The following is a 19,362-nucleotide window of genomic DNA, read 5'->3' on the forward strand; positions in this document are numbered from 1 at the left end:
CGACACCCCCACTTGCAAGCAGGGCGGGTCACATGGCTGGTTTCTCGCCGGCGGGGTGCTCGATGGTGCCGAGCGCATCGGCCAGGCGCGCCGTGGCGCTGCCCGGCCGCGCCGGGCGTGGCTGGGTCGCGGAAGGCGCCCACCCGGTCAGGATCAGCAAACGGCAGGTCGCGGGGATGCCGTCGGCCTCCTGCGGCAGCCGCGAGGAGGCCAGCGGGAAGAGCGCACGGGGCGGCGTGCGCCGGTCCCGCGCCAGGGTCGCATTGCCTTCTCCCGCCGCGCGCAGGTCGGCGAGCAGCCCCAGCGGGCTGCGGTAGCGAAGGCGGATGTCCTCGGCATCCGCGACGGGCAGGGCGAAGCCCGCGCGCTGCAGCAGCGCGGCGCCGTCCCGCAGTTCGGGGAAGGGGGAGACGCGGGGGGAGATGCCGCCGCGCAACTCGGTCTCGGCCTCGGCCAGGGCGGTGCGGAGTTCCTGCAGCGTCGGCAGGCCGGGCAGGGAGGCGAGGAACAGTCCGTCCGGTGCCAAGGCCCGCCGGATCTGCACCAGCGCGCCCGGCAGGTCGTTCACCCAGTGCAGCGAAAGGGAGGCGACCACCAGGTCGAAGGCGCCTTCCGCGAAGGGCAGCCATTCCTCGTCGGCGACGACCGGGATGCCGCCGGCCCGCGCCGCCATGCGGTGCGAAAGGTCGGCAGAGACCACGAAGGGAATCCCGCGCGCCGCGAGACGTTCGGCCACCTGCCCGCGCCCGCCGAGGTCGAGGGCGCGGGTGAAGCGGTGCGTCGTGTCGTCCAGCCGGTCGATCAGACGGTCGGCCGCTTCGGCGAGGATGGGGGCGACGCGGTCCACCGTGCCGGCGGCGCGGTCCCGGCGGCGGCGAAGGAGGGCGCGGTCGAAGACCTGCACGGGATCGCTCATGTGGCGCCAGATGCCCCTGGTTCCGCCTCACCGCAAGGCGGAGTAGAGCAGGACGGGCGCCGGGTCATCGCGGCGGTTCGAACGGGAGGGGGAACGCATGGCCGGGCAGATCGACGCCGCCACGCTCAAGGGCTGGATCGCTGAGGGGCGGGAACTCGCCATCCTCGACGCGCGCGAGGAAGGGGAGTTCGGCAAGTCCCACCTCTTCTGGGCCGTGCCTTGCCCGCTGTCGAAGATGGAGATGCGCGCCCGCACCCTGCTGCCGCGCCGCGACGTGCAGGTGGTCTGCACCGATGGCGGGGAGGGCTATGCCGCCCGCCTGGCCGCCTACCTCGAGGGCATCGGCTGCACGAAGGTCGCGGTCCTCGCCGGCGGCACGCCGGCCTGGGTGGCGGCGGGCTACGTCGCCTTCTCGGGCGTCAACGTGCCGTCCAAGGCCTTCGGCGAATGGGTGGAGCACCATTACCACACGCCCTCGGTCGATCCGGCCGAGCTCAAGGCGATGATGGATGCCGGGACGGACATGGTGGTGCTCGACAGCCGGCCGATCGACGAGTTCCGCCGCATGTCGATCCCGACCGGCGTGAACGTCCCCGGCGGCGAACTGGTCTATCGCATCGGCGAACTGGTGAAGCGGCCGGAGACCACCATCGTCGTGAACTGCGCCGGGCGGACGCGGTCCATCCTGGGCGCCGAATCGCTGCGGAGCGCGGGGGTGCCGAACAAGGTGGTGGCGCTGCGCAACGGCACGATGGGCTGGGAACTGGCCGGCTTCTCCTGCGACCGCGGCCGCGCCGACCGCTACCCCGAGGGCACGCCCGCCACCGCGGCCGAGGCCTTCGACCGTGCCGACCGCTTCGCCCGCAAGCATGGGGTGAAGGTGGCGACACGGGCGGACCTCGCTGCGATGCAGGCCGATGCGTCGCGGACGACCTACCTGCTCGACGTGCGCGACCCGGCGGAATTCGCCGCGGGCCACCTCATCGGCAGCCGTTCGGCCCCCGGCGGGCAGTTGGTGCAGGCGACCGACCAATGGGTGGCCGTGCGCGGGGCGCGCATCGTGCTGGTGGACGACACCGGCGTCCGTGCCCGCATGACGGGCGGGTGGCTGCGGCAACTCGGGGGCTGGGATGTCCATGTGCTCGCGGACGGGCTCGATGGGCGCCTGGAAGAAGGCGCCTGGGCGCCCGAATGCCCCGAGGCGGCGGCGCTGAAGGTGCCGCATGTCAGCCCGGCCGAACTGGCGGCGCTGGCGGGGGAGGGCGCGGTGCAGGTTGTCGATCTCGCGCGCTCCATCGACTTCCGGGATGGCCATGTCCCCGGCGCGATGTGGGGCATCCGCAGCCGCCTCGACCGTTTGGCGCCGCGCCTGACCGGCGACCGGCAGATCGTCGTGGCGGCGCCGGAGGAGGCGCAGGCGCGCCTCGCCGCCGAGGAGTTGCGGGGCTTCGCCAAGGCGCCGGTGAAGATCCTCGCCGGCGGCACGCGCGCCTGGCAGGCAGCGGGCTTCCCGCTCGCCGCCGACAGGCGTGACCCGCCCGATGCGGAATGCGTCGACTTCTACCTGCGCCCCTACGACCGGAACGAGGGCGTCGAGGCGGCGATGCACGAATACCTTTCCTGGGAGATCGACCTCGTGAACGAGGTCGCCAAGGACGGCGACGCGCCCTTCGGTCTTTGGGTCTGAGGGCTTGGCGGGCCAGCAGGCCCTGCGGCGGCTGACCGGCGGGGTCCGTCGGGCCTCGCGGCATCTGCTGGACGTCCTGTTGCCGCCGCGCTGCCTCGCCTGCGAGGGCGAGGTGCAGACCCAGGGGGCGCTCTGCCCGGCCTGCTTTGCCGGGCTGACGCCGATCACCGCCCCCTTCTGCGGTCGCTGCGGCGTGCCCTTCACCCATGACGGCCAGGCGCAGGCGAGCGAGGCCGCCGGCCTCTGCCCGCGCTGCAGCCGGGACCTGCCGTCCTTTCTCTCCGCTCGGGCAGCGTTCCGCTACGACGCGGGGGCGAAGCGGCTGATCCTGCCGTTCAAGCATGCCGACCGGACCGACCTTGCCCTGCCGCTGGCGCGCCACATGGCCCGGGCCGGCGCGCCGCTGCTGGCCCGGGCGGACATGATCGTGCCGGTCCCCGCCCATTGGCGGCGGCTGCTGCGCCGGCGCTACGACCAGGCGGCGCTGCTCGCGAAGGCGCTTGGCGCCCTGTCCGGCCGCCAGGTGCTGCCCGACCTGCTGCGTCGCGTCCGGCCCACGCCGCCCCTCGCCGACAAGGGGGCGGCTGAGCGCGCCGTCACCGTGGACGGCGCCTTCGCCCTCTCCCGGCGCGGCGGCGCGGCGGTCGTGGGGAGGCACGTCCTTCTGGTGGACGATGTGATGACCTCGGGCGCCACGGCGGAGGCCTGCGCCAGGATCCTGCTCGGGGCGGGGGCTGCGGCGGTCGAGGTGCTTGCCGCCGCCCGCGTGCCCGACCCTCGGCTGCGTGACGCCTGATCGGGCGCTCCGCGCCGCCGATGGCGCGCTGCCATGCCGCTCGGGCATGGCCCGCCGCCAAGCCATGACTTGACCCTGTGCGGAACGGCGCCAAATTTCACGCCATGGCAAAGATCGAGATCTATACCACGGACTTCTGCCCGTATTGCGCGCGCGCCAAGGCGCTGCTCGAGCGGAAGGGCGCGGCCTACGAGGAGTTCAACGCGCCCAATGGCTCCGAGGCCCGGCGCCAGGCGATCGCGCGCTCCGGCGGGCGAACGACCGTCCCGCAGGTCTTCATCAACGACCAGGCCATCGGAGGGTCCGACGAACTTCATGCCCTGGAGCGCGCAGGGCGCCTGGACGCACTCCTGGCCGCGTGATCCTTCCCCTGGCACTCTTGTCATCGGAGTGCCAAATGGTTGTTGTGCGGTTCGCCGCGGGACTGGGCGGGCCGAGGATGGCGGAGCGATGATCCACTACGATTTGCGCTGCATGAGCACGGGTGAGGAACACGCCTTCGACGGCTGGTACAAGGACAGCGCCGCCTTCGATGCCCTCGTGAAGGCGAGGCTGGTGGAATGCCCCCTTTGTGGCGGCACTGATGTCTCCCGCGCCCTGATGGCCCCGGCGATCCCGAAGAAGGGGCGCCCCGCGCGCAATGCCGTGGTCCCGGCGCCTGCCGCTGCCCCTGTTCCGGCCGAGGCCGCCGCCGTACCGACCGTTCCGGCCACCGCCGGGCCCATGCCGGCCCAGCTGCGCGCGATGCTGCAGAAGCTCCGCACCGAGGTCGAACGCAGCTGCGACTACGTCGGCGCCGATTTCGCCGAGGAGGCGCGCCGGATGCACCGCGGCGAATCCGACCGCCGCGGCATATTCGGCGAGACCAGCGACGCCGAGGCCGAATCCCTTCGCGACGAGGGCATCGAGGTTGCCCGCATCCCCTGGGTGCCGCCGGCCGACGGCTGATACAGGTCAGCCTTTCGGCCGGCCGGTATCAGCGTTCATGTTTCGCGCGCGGCCGCCCCACCAGTCCAGGGCGCCATATCACCGGGCCGGCGCGCGTCAGGGCGCCTCGGCCATCACCAGGTAGTTGACGCCGACATCCCGTGCGGCGTGCCAGCGGCCGGAGAGCGGGTCCATCCGCATGCCGGTGATGTCGGCGACGTGCAGCCCCGCCGCGCGCAGGCCCGCGCCCAACTCGCCCGGGGTGACGAACATCCGCCAGTCATGGGTGCCCACCGGCAGCAGCCGCAGGAGGTATTCCGCCCCGACCTTCGCCATCAGGAAGGAGCGCGGCGTGCGGTTCAGCGTCGAGAGGAAGACCAGCCCCCCGGGCTTCACCGCGCGCGCCAGGGCGGCAAGGAAGGCGGCCCGGTCGGCGACGTGCTCGATGACTTCAAGGGCGATGACGGCGTCGTAGGTCTCGCCCTCCGGCAGATCCTCCGGCACGCCCTCCCGATAGGTGACGTGCAGGCCGGCCGCCGCCGCATGGGCGCGCGCGGCCTCCAGCGCCTCGCCCGCGGCGTCGAGGCCGGTGACTGCCGCGCCGCGCCGGGCCAGCGCCTCCGAAGCCAGCCCCGCGCCGCAGCCGACGTCGAGGACGGCAAGCCCCGCGAGCGCTTCCGCCACCGCGGGATCCCGGCCGTGGCGCCGCGCCAGGCGCTCGGCGATCCAGCCGGTGCGGAGCGGGTTCATCGCGTGCAGCGGCCGCATCGGCCCGTTCGGGTCCCACCATCGGGACGCGAGCGAATCGAACTTCGCGACCTCGGCGTCAAGCCTGGTGCCTGCCCGCTGCATGGATGGTCCTTTCCCCGGCCAGGATGGCCCGTCGACGGCGCGGGTTGCACGTCCCTCGCCCGATCGTTATCTGTCCCGGCCCGCCGTCCGGCGCAACCGCCGGCGCGACCTTTTCCGCCCGGCTCCAGGAACCAGACACCCGCCGATGGCTCGTATCGTCATGAAGTTCGGCGGCACCTCCGTCGCCGATCTCGATCGTATCCGTAACGTCGCCGCTCGCGTGAAGCGGGAGGTGGACGCCGGCAACCAGGTCGCCGTCGTGGTCTCGGCCATGTCCGGCGTGACCAACCAATTGGTGAAATGGTGCCAGGACCTCTCGCCGCTGCACGATGCGCGCGAGTACGACACCGTCGTCGCGACCGGTGAGCAGGTGACGACCGGCCTGACCGCGATCGCGCTGCAGACCATCGGCGTCGATGCGCGGTCCTGGCAGGGCTGGCAGGTGCCGATCGTGACCGATGACGCGCACGGCAAGGCGCGCGTCGAGGGCATCGACGGCGCCGTGCTGATCGAGCGGATGGAGGCGGGCCAGGTGCCCGTGATCACCGGTTTCCAGGGGATCGAGACGCACCGTCACCGCATCACGACCCTCGGCCGCGGCGGCTCGGACCTTTCGGCCGTTGCCGTTGCGGCGGCGGTGAAGGCGGATCGCTGCGACATCTATACCGACGTGGACGGCATCTACACGACCGACCCGCGCATCGTGCCCCGCGCGCGCAAGCTCGAGCGCATCTCCTTCGAGGAGATGCTGGAACTCGCGTCCGTGGGTGCCAAGGTGCTCCAGACGCGCTCGGTCGAACTGGCAATGAAACTCGGCGTGCGCGTCCAGGTCGTCTCGAGCTTCGAGGACAAGCCCGGCTCGCTCGTGGTGGATGAGGACGAGATCGTGGAACAGCCCGTGGTTTCCGGCATCGCGTATTCCCGCGACGATGCCAAGGTGACGCTGCGTCGCGTGCCGGACCGGCCGGGCGTGGCGGCGAACGTGTTCGGCGCGCTGGCCAAGGCCAGCGTCAACGTCGACATGATCGTGCAGAACATCGGCGCCGACGGCACCACCGACATGACCTTCACGGTCGGCAAGGCGGAACTCGTGCGCGCGAAGGACGTGCTCGAGAAGGCGCGCGCCGAGGTCGGCTTCGAGGCGCTGCTCGCCGACCCCGAGGTCGCCAAGATCAGCGTCGTCGGCATCGGCATGCGCAGCCATGCGGGCGTGGCGAACACCATGTTCAGGGCGCTGGCCGAGAAGGGGATCAACATCCAGGTGATCTCCACCTCCGAGATCAAGGTCAGCGTGCTGGTCGCGGCCGACTACACCGAGCTCGCGGTGCGCGCGCTGCACACCGCCTACGGCCTGGACGCGCCCGCGTGAGCGAAGCAGCCGCGACGCCCGACCGGGCCTTCGCCGAGCTCGACCGCCTGATGGCCCGCGGTGCCGCCTTCTTCGGCACCCGCTACGCCATCATGGGCGGGGCGATGTCCTGGGTGAGCGAGCGGCATCTCGTCGCCGCCCTGTCCAATGCCGGCGCCTTCGGCGTGATCGCCTGCGGGGCGATGGAGCCGCCGCGGCTCGCCGAGGAGATTGCCGGGACCCAGGCGCTGACGGACAGGCCCTTCGGCGTGAACCTGATCACGATGCATCCGCGGCTCGATCAGCTCGTGGATGTCTGCCTCGCGGCCGGGGTCGGGCACATCGTCTTCGCGGGGGGCATCCCGCCCGGATCGGCGATCAAGAAGGCGAAGGACGGCGGGGCGAAGGTGGTCTGCTTCGCCCCGGCCCTCGTCCTCGCGAAGCGGCTGATCCGCAGCGGCGCCGATGCGCTGGTGATCGAGGGCTCCGAGGCAGGCGGCCATATCGGTCCGGTCTCACTGAACGTCCTGGCGCAGGAGATCCTGCCCCATGTCACCGATGTGCCGGTCTTCGTCGCCGGCGGCATCGGGCGCGGGGAGGCGATTCTCTCGTATCTCGAGATGGGTGCCGCGGGCGCGCAGATCGGCACGCGCTTCGTCTGCGCGACGGAGTGCATCGCTCACCCCGCCTTCAAGAAGGCCTTCATCCGCGGCCAGGCGCGCGACGCGATTCCGACCGTGCAACTGGACGAAACCTTCCCGGTCATCCCGGTGCGCGCCCTGCAGAATGCGGGAACGAAGCGGTTCCTCGAGCACCAGGCCGAGACGATCCGTCGCTTCAGGGCGGGTGAACTCGACAAGGAGGCTGCGCAACTCGACATCGAGCATTTCTGGGCCGGCGCCCTGCGGCGCGCGGTGATCGACGGCGATGTCGAGAACGGATCCCTCATGGCCGGCCAGTCGGTCGGCATGGTCACCAGGGAGCAGCCTGCCGCCGAGATCATTGCGGAGCTGGTCGGACAGGCCGCCGCGGCCATCGCCGCGCGGCAGCAGAGCGCGGCCTGACCTGTCGGCCGGCGTGAATGGCCTTTGCGGGGCTGCCCCGCAAGGCTAGAAGCCGCCCGTCGACCCTGGACCCCCATGAAGCGCACCCAACGCCCCGACATAACCGCCGCCGAAGCCGCCCGCGTGGGCGAGGAACTGCGCGAAGCCCGCCTGACGCTCGGGGCGAGCGTCGAGGACATGGCGGAACGCCTGCGTATCAACCGGCGCTACATCCACGCGCTGGAGGAAGGGCGGGTGAAGGACCTGCCCGGGGCGGCCTATGCCGTCGGCTTCGTGCGGTCCTACGCGGCGGCGCTCGGGCTCGATCCGGACGAGGCGGTGCGCCGGTTCCGGGACGTGACCGGCGGAGCCGCCGCCAGGCCGGGCGAACTGGTCTTCCCGGAGCCCGTCCCGTCACGCGGGATGCCGGCCGGCGCGCTGGTGGCCGTCGGCGTGGTGCTGGCCATCGGCGCCTATGTCGCCTGGTTCAACTGGAGCGGCTCCGGCAATCGTGTGGTCGATGCGGTCCCGCCGGTGCCGGCGCGGCTGGACTCGGCGGTGCGGGACGAACAGCGCCCGCGCGAAACCGCGGGCATGCCCGCCCAGCCCGCCACGACGCCGACCCAGGCCGCCGCGGCGGTCGCCCCGCCGGCCCCCGCGCCGGTCGCTGCACCCGCGTCGCCACAGCCGCCCGCGATCCCCATGCCGGATGGCATCCGGGTGCTGATCCGCGCGCGAGGCGAATCCTGGATCCAGGTCCGCGACGGGAGGGCCAACCAGGTCCTGATCGACCGCGTGCTGCGGACAGGCGATACCTTCCAGGTGCCGAACCGTGACGGGGTGGTGCTGACGACCGGCAAGGCCGAGAACCTCGAGATCGTGGTGGACGGCCAGCCCGCGCCTGTCCTCGTGGGCGCTACGGGGGTCCGCCGCGGAATCTCGCTGGATGTCGAGCGGCTGCGAGCGGCGCCGGAGGGCGCGGCGGCGGCAGCGCCCGCCAGGCCCGCGGCGCCGGTCCAGGCCCAGCCGACACCGGTGCAGGCGCCCGCCACCGCCGGGCAACGCCCTGCCGACTCTCCGTCGGCGAGGCCCTGACCCGCGCGAGGGGCGCCCCGGCTTCGCTCGCCCAGCCTTCCGGCGCGGCCCTTCGCCCGCCATATTGGTGTCGGCGCCGAGCCCAGAGATCGGGAACCCTTCGCATGGCCTATCGCCCCTACCAGCAGATCCTGCGCCGCCGATCGAGGGAGATCGGCGTCGGGAAGGTGCGCGTCGGCGGGGATGCGCCGATCACGGTCCAGACCATGACCAACACGCCCACCGAGGACGCGCAGGCGACGATCGAGCAGATCCGCCGCTGCGAACTCGCGGGCGTGGACATCGTCCGCGTCTCCTGCCCGACCGAGGAGAGCACCGCCGCCCTCGCCGAGATCGTGCGCGAGGTGAACGTTCCGATCGTCGCCGATATCCACTTCCACTACCGCCGCGCCATCGAGGCCGCGAAGGCCGGCGCCGCCTGCCTGCGCATCAACCCGGGCAACATCGGCTCCAAGGAGCGGGTGAAGGAGGTGGTGAAGGCCGCGCGCGACCATGGCTGCTCGATCCGCATCGGGGTGAATGCGGGCAGCCTGGAGAAGCACCTGCTGGAGAAATACGGGGAGCCGAACCCGGAGGCCCTGGTGGAAAGCGCGCTGTGGCACGCCGACCATCTGCTCCAGGAAGGCTTCGACGAGTTCAAGATCAGCGTGAAGGCGTCGGACGTCTTCCTCGCTGTCGCGGCGTATCAGCAACTCGCCGAGGTCTGCGACCACCCGCTGCACATCGGCATCACCGAGGCTGGCAGCAAGCGGGCCGGCACGGTGAAGAGCGCGATCGGGCTCGGGTCCCTGCTCTGGGCCGGTGTCGGCGACACGCTGCGCGTCTCGCTCTCCGCCGAGCCGGAGGAAGAAGTCTCCGTCGGCTGGGAGATGCTGAAGTCGCTGCACCTGCGGCATCGCGGGGTGAAGATCGTCTCCTGCCCGTCCTGCGCGCGGCAGGGCTTCGACGTGATCCGCACCGTCGAGAAGCTGGAGGAACGGCTGGCCCACATCCAGCAGCCGATCACGCTCTCGATCATCGGCTGCGTGGTGAACGGGCCGGGCGAGGCGCTGATGACCGATATCGGCCTGACCGGCGGCGGGGCCGGGACGCACATGGTCTATTCCGCCGGCCGGACCGACCACACGGTGCGGACGGAGGAGATGGTGGACCACATCGTCTCGCTCGTGACCGCGAAGGCGGACGCGATGGCTGCCGAAGCGCGTGCGGCGGCCGAGGCAACGGCGAGGCAGGCCGCGGAATGACGACGCGGCGGGTGGCCGGGGCGAAGCGGGCGGGCGGCGCGGCGGCGGTGCTGCTCGCCGGCATGCTCGGGGCGGTTCCGGCGCGCGGGCAGTCGGACACGCCCGAGGTCGCCGGCGGCGGGAACGGGGCGGCCACGTCCATCCCCTGCACCGAGATCAACAACCGCGCGATGGAGGCGACGCTGGTGATCCGCCAACACGCCAGCGCGCTCTCGGTCGGCTTCGAGCCCGAGGCGCGGCCGCAGGCGATCCAGATGCTTGCCTGGCTCGACCAATGGGCAGGGCGGCTGCGCGGTTTCGTCGAACTCGGCGAGTACTCGATGTGCCTTGATGACGGGGACACCGAGACCTACCGCCGCGCACTCGTTTCGGCGCAGCGCATCGCCAACCAGGCGCGCGACGATCTTCTCCGCCCGGTCCGCGCGCCGCAGCAGCAACAGCAACAGCAACAACAGCAGCGCCCGCGCCGGCCCTGACAACGGCACACTGGACAGACTTCGCATGACAGCCCTTCAGCCCGTCCGCGGCACGCGCGACCTCATCGGCGAGGATTTCCGTCGCCACCACGCCGTCGTGGAGACGGCGCGGCGGATCAGCGCGCTCTATGGCTTCGAGGAATGGGCGACGCCGATCTTCGAGGATACGCGCGTCTTCTCGCGTGGCCTCGGCGACACCTCGGACGTCGTCTCGAAGGAGATGTATTCCTTCGAGGACCGCGGCGGGGAAAGCCTGACCCTCCGGCCGGAATATACCGCCGGGCTGTGCCGGGCGCTGGTGAGCAACGGGCTGACGCAGACCAACCTGCCGCGCAAGGTCTTCGCCACGGGGCCGATGTTCCGTTACGAGCGGCCGCAGAAGGGGCGCTACCGCCAGTTCCACCAGATCGACCTGGAAGTGCTGGGCGCGGCGGAACCGCTCGCGGATGCCGAGGTGATCGCCTGCGGGTGGGACATCCTCTGCGCGCTCGGCGTCTCGGATGGCACGATCCTCGAGATCAACACGCTCGGCGATGCGGAGAGCCGCGCGGCCTATCGCGCTGCGCTGGTGGAATATTTCTCCGCGCACAAGGACGCGCTGAGCCATGACAGCCGCGTGCGGCTGGAGAAGAACCCGCTGCGCATCCTCGACAGCAAGGACGAGACCGACCGCGCCATCGTCGCCGGCGCGCCGGTGATCGGCGACCACCTGACGGAGGCGGCTTCGTCCTTCTACGCCGCGGTGAAGGCGCACCTGACGCGGTTCGGCGTGCCGTTCCGCGAGAATCCGCGCATCGTCCGCGGCCTCGACTACTACAGCCACACGGCCTTCGAGTTCGTCACCGACCGGCTCGGTGCGCAGGGCACGGTGATGGCTGGCGGCCGCTACAACGGCCTGGTCGAGGAGATGGGTGGCCCGGCGACGCCCTCCGTCGGCTGGGCGGCGGGCATCGAGCGGCTGTCTATGCTGCTGCCGCAGGCGCCGGCCGCACCGCGCCCCGTCGCCGTGATCCCGGTGGGCGATGCGGCCGAGGGTGCCGCGCTCGACATGCTGCAGTCGCTGCGGCGCGCGGGCGTGGTGGCGGAGATCGCCTATCGCGGCAACCTCAAGCGCCGCATGGAACGCGCCAATCGCATCGGCGCCCGCGCCGCCGTCATCCTGGGGGATGACGAGATCGCGGCCGGGATGGCGCAGTTGCGCGACCTCGATGCCGGCACGCAGGAGAAGGTGCCTCTCGTGGAGGTGCCGGGGCGGCTCGCATGAGCCTGCCCGCCCGGCTCGATCGTTTGCTCGCGCGGGCGGAGGAGGTCCGTCACATCCTCTCGACCGCGCCGGGTGCCGAGATCGGCGCGCTGTCGAAGGAACTTTCCGAGCTCGAGCCGCTGGTCGAGAAGTTCGCGGAATACCGCGCGGCGGAGAAAGCGCGCGACGAGGCCGAGGCCATGATGGCCGACCCCGAGATGCGCGACCTGGCCGAGGCCGAATGGCTCGAGCAGAAGCAGCGCGTCCCGGCGCTGGAGCGCGAGATCCGCGTCATGCTGCTGCCGCGCGACGCGGCCGATGAGCGCAGCGCGATCCTGGAAGTGCGCCCCGCGGCGGGCGGGGACGAGGCGGGCCTCTTCGCCGCCGAGCTCTTCCGCGCGTACCAGCGCTACGCCGAATCCCGCGGCTGGCGTTTCGAGGTGCTGGACTACGACGAGAGCGACCTGGGCGGCATCAAGGGCGCGAGCGCGGAGATCGCCGGGCGCGGCGTCTTTGCGCGCCTGAAGTACGAGAGCGGCGTGCACCGCGTGCAGCGCGTGCCGGCGACCGAGACGCAGGGACGCATCCACACCTCGACTGTCACTGTCGCCGTGCTGCCGGAGGCGGAGGAGGTGGACGTGCAGATCAACGACGGCGAGCTGCGCATCGACACCTACCGCGCGAGCGGCGCCGGCGGGCAGCACGTCAACAAGACCGATTCCGCCGTGCGCATCACCCATCTTCCGACCGGCATCGTCGTGGCGATGCAGGAGGAGAAGAGCCAGCACAAGAACCGCGCCAAGGCGATGAAGGTGCTGCGCGCGAGGCTCTATGACGCGCAGCGTTCGGCCGTGGACAGCGCGCGGGCGGCGGACCGGAGGTCGCAGGTCGGCACCGGGGATCGCTCCGAACGCATCCGTACCTACAACTTCCCGCAGGGGCGCGTGACCGACCATCGCATCGGGCTCACGCTGCACAAGATCGACCGCGTCATGCTCGGTGAGTTCGACGACATCTTCGATGTCCTGATCGCAGAAGACCAGGCGGCACGGCTGGCCGCCGAGGCGGCCTGATGTCCGGCTGCGCCGACCCTGGCGGGTCGGTTGGGGCATGGCTGTGCCAGGCCGGGCAGGTGCTGCGGGCGGCGGGGATCGAGCAACCGCGGCTCGAAGCGCGCTGGCTGCTGGCCCATGTCCTCGGCTGCCGGGAGGAGGACCTGCTGCGCGACCCGCGCGCGCCAGTACCGGCAGGGAAGGGCAGGGCCTTCGCGGAGTTGTTGCGGCGACGCACCGCGCGGGAACCGCTGGCGCATCTGGTCGGACATGTGGGCTTCTGGACGCTCGACCTCGCGGTCTCGGATGCCACCCTGGTGCCGCGGCCGGACACCGAGGCGGTGGTGGAGGCAGCGCTGGCGGCCTTCCCGGACCGCTCGCAAGTCCGGCGGGTGCTGGATCTCGGCACGGGGACGGGTGCGTTGTTGTTGGCGGTGCTGGCGGAATGCCCCGGAGCCTGGGGGCTGGGGATCGATGTCGCCCCGGCAGCGGCGGCGTTGGCCGCGCGCAATGCCGCCGCGAACGGGCTCGCGGCCCGCGCCGGCTTCGTCGCGGGCGACTGGGATGCGCCGCTTGCGGGCCGCTTCGACCTGGTGCTGTCGAATCCGCCCTACATCGAGAGCGGGGCGATCGCGGACCTCATGCCGGAGGTGGCGCTGCACGAGCCGCGACTCGCGCTCGACGGCGGTCTGGACGGGCTCGACGCCTATCGCCGGATCCTCCGGCGCGCGCCTTTCCTGCTCGCGCCGGGCGGCCGGCTGGTCCTCGAGATCGGCGCAGGCCAGCGCCCAGGGGTTGAGGCCATCGCGCGACGGGAGGGCCTTGCCTTGCTGGCCGCCGACCGCGACCTGGGGGGCGTCGAGCGGGCCCTGGTCTTCGGCCTTGCGGCGTGAGTGGGCCCGTCCGGGCAAAAAACCGTTTGGCGCCCCGGCTGGCGACGGCTAGGTTGCTGTTGCGGCCGGGGCAGGCAGCTTCTTCCTCTGACCTGGTTGATGCAGGTGGCGGGTACGTCCCGCCGGCATGGCCCGGGGCCGCTTGGATGAACGATACCGGCGATCTGCCGCGCGCGGCGGGCCCCAAAGGGCTCGGCCCAGTCCGGCGCGGAGCCGATGCGGGACAGCGAAACACGATAGCTATGAACATGAAGCGCATGCGCGGCCGCGGCGGCCATCGCCACGGGGGCGGCGGCCAGTTCCGCCACGGAGGCGGCGGCAGCGGCGGAGGGGGCGGCGGCGACCGGCAGCCCCTCAACCGGAACCACGTCTTCGACTCGAATGGACCCGACATGCGCCTGCGCGGCACCGCGCAGCAGCTGTTCGAGAAGTACCTGCAGCTCGGCCGCGACGCGACGAGCGGCGGGGACCGGGTGATGGCGGAATCCTACTTCCAGCATGCGGAGCACTATTTCCGCATCCTGAACGCCATGAACCAGGCAGCTGCGCAGCACCAGCAGACGCAGCAGCGGCGCTTCCAGTCGGCCGAATCCGGCGAGGGCGAGGCGTCCGAGGCTGCCGAGATCAACGGTCAGTCCGCCCAGGATTACGACGACGGCGAGGCCGTCCCCGGCGAATCCGCCGGCGAGGCGCGCGAACCGGTCTGACGCTGGCGGCCGGTCAATCGACCGGATCGGTGACCTGGAGCGAGTCGCCGACGGAGATGCGGCCGCCCTCCAGCACCTCCGCATAGACGCCGAGTTCGGCATGGCCGAAATGTTCCCGGAGCCAGCGCGGCGGATCGGCGTCGCGCTGGCCGGTCAAGGGATTCACCTCGGTCGCCGGGCAGCGGACGATGCGCTTCACGACGCGCAGCCGCGCCTGCCCCAGCAGGATCTCACGCCCAACGAGATCGAACTCGGCCCAGGGCGCCCCCCCGGACACATAGACATTGGCGCGGAAGCGCAGCGGATCGAGGCTGGCGCCGGCCGCCTGCTCCAGCGCATGCAGGCTCGACAGCCCGATAATGGAGACGACCTTCTTCGACACGTCGGAGAAGGTGTGCCCCGGTGATTCCACGAAGCGGGGCGCGCCGCGGGCCTCCTCGCCGAGGAAGCCGGTCAGCAGGGTGGCGATGGCGGCGCGGCCTTCGGGTGTGCGCGTGTTGCCGACGAAGGGGGACATGCCTGGCAGCCGGATGACGAGCTCGCCGGTCCGGGCATCGAAGGCCGTATGGGCGAGCGTCAGGCGCGCATTCACCATCAGGCAGGCGAAGTTCCGCTTGGGGAGCCAGGCGGGCGCCGCCGGGTCGAAGGGCGCATCCCCCTGCGCCAGGGCGAAGCGCCGGTCGTGCGGCAGGGGTTCGCCGGAGCTTAGAGTCACTTCCTCCAGGGCTTCCGCGGTCAGGCCCTTCACCGGGTAGCGGTAGATCGTCTCGATGCGCATGGCGGCCCCTTGAACCAGATCAAGGACGCTTACCACATGCCTGGGCGATCAAGGCGTGCCTGTCGCCCATCCGGGGACGGGGATCGCCTGTCCGCTCAGGAGAGGGACGCATGGACATCGAGAAGTTTACCGACCGGGCCCGCGGTTTCCTGCAGGCCGCCCAGACCATCGCCATCCGGGAATATCACCAGCAGGTGAGCCCGGCGCATCTCGCCAAGGCGCTGCTGGACGACGCCGAGGGGGCCGCCAGCGGGCTGATCCGTGCCGCGGGGTCCGATCCCGCGAAGGTGAAGCAGGCGCTGGAGGCGAGCCTCGCGAAGCTGCCGAAGGTTTCAGGCGGCGGGGCGGGGCAGCCGCAGTTCACCCCCGACATCGTGCGCGTGCTGGATGCCGCGCAGCAGCAGGCGACCAAGGCGGGCGACCAGTTCGTCGCGCAGGACCGTCTGCTCGTTGCGCTCGCCGCCAGCGAGGGCGAGACGGGGCGCGCCTTCCGCGACGCGGGCGCCGATCCGCAGCGGCTGGAGAAGGCCGTCGCCGACCTGCGCAAGGGCCGCACGGTCGGCAGCCAGAACGCCGAGGAGTCGTTCGACGCGCTGAAGAAGTACGCGCGCGACATCACCGAAGCTGCGCGGCAGGGCAAGCTCGACCCGGTGATCGGGCGCGACGAGGAGATTCGTCGCTCCATCCAGGTTCTGGCCCGACGCACCAAGAACAACCCGGTGCTGATCGGCGAGCCCGGCGTCGGCAAGACGGCGATCGTCGAGGGCCTGGCACTGCGCATCGTGAAGGGCGACGTGCCGGAGGCACTGAAGGACAAGAAGGTGATGGCGCTCGACCTCGGCGCCATGGTCGCGGGTGCGAAATACCGCGGCGAATTCGAGGAGCGCCTGAAGGGCGTGCTCCAGGAAGTGGAGCAGGCCGAGGGCGACATCATCCTCTTCATCGACGAGATGCACACGCTGGTGGGTGCCGGCAAGGCGGATGGGGCGATGGACGCCTCCAACCTGCTGAAGCCGGCGCTGGCGCGCGGCGAGTTGCACTGCATCGGCGCGACGACTCTCGACGAGTACCGCAAGCATGTCGAGAAGGACGCGGCGCTGGCGCGGCGCTTCCAGCCGGTCTTCGTGGGCGAGCCGAGCGTCGAGGACACCATCTCGATCCTGCGCGGCATCAAGGAGAAGTACGAGCTGCACCACGGCGTCCGCATCACGGACAGCGCGCTGGTGGCGGCGGCGACGCTGTCGAACCGCTACATCACCGACCGTTTCCTGCCGGACAAGGCGATCGACCTGATCGACGAGGCGTCCTCCCGCCTGCGGATGCAGGTGGATTCGAAGCCCGAGGAGCTCGACGCGATCGACCGCGACCTGATGCGGCTGAAGATCGAGCGTGAGGCGCTGAAGAAGGAGCAGGACGCGGCTTCGAAGGACCGGCTGCAGAAGCTCGAGAAGGAACTCGCCGACCTCGAGGAGCGCTCGCGCGAGATGACGCAGCGCTGGGAGGCCGAGAAGGGCAAGGTCGTCGAGAGCCAGAAGCTGAAGGAGCAGCTCGACAAGGCGCGGACCGAAGTGGAGCTGGCGCAGCGCAAGGGCGACCTGACCAAGGCGTCGGAGCTGCTCTACGCCACCATTCCGCAGATAGAGAAGAAGCTTGCCGAGACCGGCGACGACGATGCGCGGCTGGTGAACGAAGCAGTGACCGAGGAAGGCATCGCGGCGGTCGTCTCGCGCTGGACCGGCGTGCCGGTCGAGAAGATGCTCGAGGGCGAGCGCGCCAAGCTGCTGCGCATGGAGGACGAGCTGCGCAAGCGCGTCGTGGGCCAGGAGGAGGCGCTGGAAGCCGTCTCCAAGGCCGTGCGGCGGGCGAGGGCGGGGCTGCAGGATCCGGGCCGTCCGATCGGGTCGTTCCTGTTCCTGGGTCCCACCGGCGTCGGCAAGACCGAGCTCGTGAAGGCGCTGGCGCAGTACCTGTTCGACGACGAGCGGGCGATGACGCGCATCGACATGTCCGAGTACATGGAGAAGCACGCCGTCTCCCGCCTGATCGGCGCGCCCCCGGGCTATGTCGGCTATGACGAGGGCGGTGCGCTGACGGAGGCGGTGCGGCGCCGGCCCTACCAGGTCATCCTGTTCGACGAGGTCGAGAAGGCGCACGAGGATGTGTTCAACATCCTGCTGCAGGTGCTCGACGACGGGCGGCTGACGGACGGGCAGGGGCGGACGGTCGACTTCCGCAACACGATCATCGTGCTGACCTCCAACCTCGGCAGCCAGGCGATCGCGGAGTTGCCGGAGAATGCGGAGATCGATGCGGCGCGGCCGGCGGTGATGCGGGCGGTGCGCGAGCGCTTCCGGCCGGAGTTCCTGAACCGGCTGGACGAGATCGTGCTGTTCCGTCGCCTCGCGCGCGGGGACATGGCCTCGATCGTGGACATCCAGTTGCAGCGGCTGCTGAAGCTGCTCGAGGACCGCAAGGTGAAGCTGGAACTCGACGACAAGGCGCGGGAGTGGCTGGCAGAGGCGGGATACGATCCGATCTATGGCGCACGGCCGCTCAAGCGGGTGATCCAGCGGAACCTGCAGGACCGGCTGGCCGGGCTGCTGCTCGAAGGCAGCGTCAAGGACGGCGACGTGGTGCGCGTGACCGCCTCGCAGGACGGGCTCGAGGTGCGGCCGAGCCTGGCCGAAGCGGCGTGAGTGTGGCGGCCGGCGGGATCCCCCCGCCGGCCGCGGCTTCGCCTCAGTCGGCGGCCATCGCCACTTCCTCGCGCGCGCCGAGGCGCGCAAGGAGGCGGTCGAGTTGCCGCTGGCCCGTGCGGAAGGCCGCGAGGTCCTGTCCGGCGAGGCGAACGGTCTGCTGCACGTGGCGCGCGGGGTTCACGGGGCGGCCACTGGCGATGACCTCGTAGTGCAGGTGCGGGCCGGTCGAGAGGCCGGTCGAACCGACCGCGCCGATGACGTCGCCCTGGCGGACGCGGCGCCCGCTGGTGATGCCGCGGCCGAAGCGGGACATGTGCGCATAGCGCGTCTCGACGCCGCTGGCATGGCGGAGGCGGACCATGAGGCCATAGCCGCCTTCCCGCTTCGCCGAGACGACGACCCCATCCGCTGCCGCATAGATGGGGGTGCCCGTCGGGGCGCCGAAGTCGATGCCCTGGTGCATGCGGTTGAACCCGAGTGCCGGGTGGCTGCGCATGCCGAAGCGGGAGGTGACGCGCGCCCCGTCGAGTGGGGTGCGGAGGAAGGTGCGGCGCAGGCTTCGCCCTTCCGAATCATACCAATCAGTGTGGCCACGCCCGTCCTTGTGCCGCCAGACGGCCAGGGTGCGGCCGGAGAGGGTGAACTCGGCCCTGAGGATCTGGCCGTGGCCGAGGATGTCGCCATCGCCGTCGCGGTAGCGTTCGAACAGGATCGCGAAGCGGTCGCCTGGCTGCAGGTCTCGCTGGAAATCCACCTGATGGCCGAGCACCCGGATAAGGGAGAGTGCGAGGCCCCCCGGAAGCCCCGCCCGCGTCATGGCGGGAAACAGTCCACCATCGACGGTACCGCCCGCACGGACGACGAAGCGCTGGCGCGGCGTGAGGGATTCCTCTGCGTGCCAGCCCCGGCCTTCCCGAGGAAGGACCCGGACGGTCCGGCCGGGCTGGGGCTCGAGTTCGATCTCAAGAAGGGTGGGGGTCTCGTCGGTGCTGAGGCGGATGCCGACCTCGTCACCGGGGCGCAGGGCGCTGGGAGGGAATAGCGGCGCCAGGGCCGTCAGGGCGGCGTGAGCCTCGCCGGCATCGACGCCGGCGCTGGCGAGCAGGCCTCCAAGGGTGTCCCCGCGCCGAACCAGGAGGACCCGTTCGTGGAAGCGCGGGGCCTGTTCCGCCGGTTCGGCGTCCTCGGCCACTGCTGCCGGCGGCTCCAGGGCGGGCTGGGAGCGCGCCGAGCCAGCCGCGAGGAACAGCGCAGAGATGGGAAGAATGGCCAGGGCCAGGCGGAACGGCATGAGGGCGATGTGCCTCCGAATCTGCTTGGGACGCGAGGAACGAGCGGCCTTCCATCGGGCGCACATTAAAGCCCGTCAATCTTCTCTCGCTGGCTCACGACGATTCGATGAAATCGGGATCAAGAGACTAAGCCATGCGTCCTGCGCATATCGTGCAGAAGGGTGCCCCAGCACGAAACCCGTTTGACACACACCGGGGAGGCCCGTAGAAACCCCCCACGCCGCTGATGCGGGGTCTTGATCTTCCCGGGTTGATCCGGTAAGTTCTTCGGCCCGCTGAGGCAGGCGGGTTTCGCTGGATAGGCGATGTGGTGA

General features: G+C 71.2%; 18 protein-coding genes. 14 read left to right on the forward strand and 4 right to left on the reverse strand.

Annotated elements, in window-relative coordinates:
- Positions 1–28 precede the first annotated feature (28 nt).
- Positions 29–916, reverse strand: coding sequence for a methyltransferase domain-containing protein (locus tag GXW76_RS15535; protein WP_211862999.1), 888 nt, complete (start codon positions 914–916; stop codon positions 29–31).
- Positions 917–1,013: 97 nt separating this feature from the next.
- Between GXW76_RS15535 and GXW76_RS15540 the strand changes: the two genes are divergently transcribed.
- The 4 genes from GXW76_RS15540 (at position 1,014) to GXW76_RS15555 (ending at position 4,347) form a co-directional block, all read left to right on the forward strand.
- Complete coding sequence (locus GXW76_RS15540) at positions 1,014–2,603, forward strand: rhodanese-like domain-containing protein (protein ID WP_211863000.1); 1,590 nt, start codon at positions 1,014–1,016, stop codon at positions 2,601–2,603.
- 4 nt (positions 2,604–2,607) lie between these two features.
- Complete coding sequence (locus tag GXW76_RS15545; RefSeq protein WP_246514391.1) at positions 2,608–3,399, forward strand: ComF family protein; 792 nt, start codon at positions 2,608–2,610, stop codon at positions 3,397–3,399.
- A 104-nt stretch (positions 3,400–3,503) separates the two neighbouring features.
- Positions 3,504–3,761, forward strand: a complete 258-nt coding sequence (gene grxC, locus GXW76_RS15550; RefSeq protein ID WP_211863001.1) for a glutaredoxin 3 — start codon at positions 3,504–3,506, stop codon at positions 3,759–3,761.
- An 88-nt stretch (positions 3,762–3,849) separates the two neighbouring features.
- Positions 3,850–4,347, forward strand: coding sequence for a DUF1178 family protein (locus tag GXW76_RS15555; protein WP_211863002.1), 498 nt, complete (start codon positions 3,850–3,852; stop codon positions 4,345–4,347).
- Between the two features lie 96 nt (positions 4,348–4,443).
- Here the strand turns inward: GXW76_RS15555 and ubiG are convergent, their stop codons facing one another.
- Complete coding sequence (gene ubiG, locus GXW76_RS15560) at positions 4,444–5,178, reverse strand: bifunctional 2-polyprenyl-6-hydroxyphenol methylase/3-demethylubiquinol 3-O-methyltransferase UbiG (RefSeq protein ID WP_211863003.1); 735 nt, start codon at positions 5,176–5,178, stop codon at positions 4,444–4,446.
- Positions 5,179–5,323: 145 nt separating this feature from the next.
- Here ubiG and GXW76_RS15565 point away from each other — a divergent pair, with 145 nt between their 5' ends.
- From GXW76_RS15565 to GXW76_RS15605, 9 genes are all read left to right on the forward strand, one after another.
- The gene (locus tag GXW76_RS15565) at positions 5,324–6,547 is read left to right on the forward strand and encodes an aspartate kinase (RefSeq protein ID WP_211863004.1); all 1,224 of its coding nucleotides are present in this window, start codon (positions 5,324–5,326) and stop codon (positions 6,545–6,547) included.
- Between the two features lie 50 nt (positions 6,548–6,597).
- Positions 6,598–7,590 (forward strand): NAD(P)H-dependent flavin oxidoreductase, encoded by a 993-nt coding sequence (locus tag GXW76_RS15570; protein WP_211863017.1) that lies wholly within the window; start codon positions 6,598–6,600, stop codon positions 7,588–7,590.
- A 75-nt stretch (positions 7,591–7,665) separates the two neighbouring features.
- Positions 7,666–8,664, forward strand: coding sequence for a helix-turn-helix domain-containing protein (locus GXW76_RS15575; RefSeq protein WP_211863005.1), 999 nt, complete (start codon positions 7,666–7,668; stop codon positions 8,662–8,664).
- A gap of 104 nt (positions 8,665–8,768) precedes the next feature.
- Complete coding sequence (gene ispG / locus GXW76_RS15580; protein ID WP_211863006.1) at positions 8,769–9,908, forward strand: flavodoxin-dependent (E)-4-hydroxy-3-methylbut-2-enyl-diphosphate synthase; 1,140 nt, start codon at positions 8,769–8,771, stop codon at positions 9,906–9,908.
- The gene (locus GXW76_RS15585; protein WP_211863007.1) at positions 9,905–10,384 is read left to right on the forward strand and encodes a hypothetical protein; all 480 of its coding nucleotides are present in this window, start codon (positions 9,905–9,907) and stop codon (positions 10,382–10,384) included. Before ispG ends, GXW76_RS15585 begins: the two co-directional genes overlap by 4 nt.
- A 25-nt stretch (positions 10,385–10,409) precedes the next feature.
- Positions 10,410–11,648: a histidine--tRNA ligase gene (hisS, locus tag GXW76_RS15590; RefSeq protein ID WP_211863008.1), complete on the forward strand. Its 1,239-nt coding sequence runs from the start codon at positions 10,410–10,412 to the stop codon at positions 11,646–11,648.
- Positions 11,645–12,700: a peptide chain release factor 1 gene (gene prfA / locus GXW76_RS15595; RefSeq protein ID WP_211863009.1), complete on the forward strand. Its 1,056-nt coding sequence runs from the start codon at positions 11,645–11,647 to the stop codon at positions 12,698–12,700. The genes hisS and prfA overlap by 4 nt, the downstream gene beginning before the upstream one ends.
- Positions 12,700–13,572, forward strand: coding sequence for a peptide chain release factor N(5)-glutamine methyltransferase (gene prmC, locus GXW76_RS15600; RefSeq protein WP_211863010.1), 873 nt, complete (start codon positions 12,700–12,702; stop codon positions 13,570–13,572). Before prfA ends, prmC begins: the two co-directional genes overlap by 1 nt.
- A gap of 146 nt (positions 13,573–13,718) precedes the next feature.
- Positions 13,719–14,279 (forward strand): DUF4167 domain-containing protein, encoded by a 561-nt coding sequence (locus GXW76_RS15605; protein ID WP_408904365.1) that lies wholly within the window; start codon positions 13,719–13,721, stop codon positions 14,277–14,279.
- 13 nt (positions 14,280–14,292) lie between these two features.
- Here GXW76_RS15605 and GXW76_RS15610 read toward each other — a convergent pair whose 3' ends face one another.
- Entirely contained in the window at positions 14,293–15,057 is a 765-nt protein-coding gene (locus tag GXW76_RS15610; protein ID WP_211863011.1) for an MOSC domain-containing protein, read from the reverse strand.
- A gap of 110 nt (positions 15,058–15,167) precedes the next feature.
- Here GXW76_RS15610 and clpB point away from each other — a divergent pair, with 110 nt between their 5' ends.
- On the forward strand, positions 15,168–17,753 hold the full coding sequence (gene clpB, locus GXW76_RS15615; protein WP_211863012.1) for an ATP-dependent chaperone ClpB: 2,586 nt from the start codon (positions 15,168–15,170) through the stop codon (positions 17,751–17,753).
- A gap of 43 nt (positions 17,754–17,796) precedes the next feature.
- On the opposite strand, the gene GXW76_RS15620 is transcribed toward clpB, so the two are convergent.
- The gene (locus tag GXW76_RS15620; RefSeq protein ID WP_211863013.1) at positions 17,797–19,047 is read right to left on the reverse strand and encodes a M23 family metallopeptidase; all 1,251 of its coding nucleotides are present in this window, start codon (positions 19,045–19,047) and stop codon (positions 17,797–17,799) included.
- Between the last annotated feature and the right edge of the window lie 315 nt (positions 19,048–19,362).

This window comes from Neoroseomonas soli, assembly GCF_018129065.1.
GTDB classification, from domain to species: domain Bacteria; phylum Pseudomonadota; class Alphaproteobacteria; order Acetobacterales; family Acetobacteraceae; genus Neoroseomonas; species Neoroseomonas soli.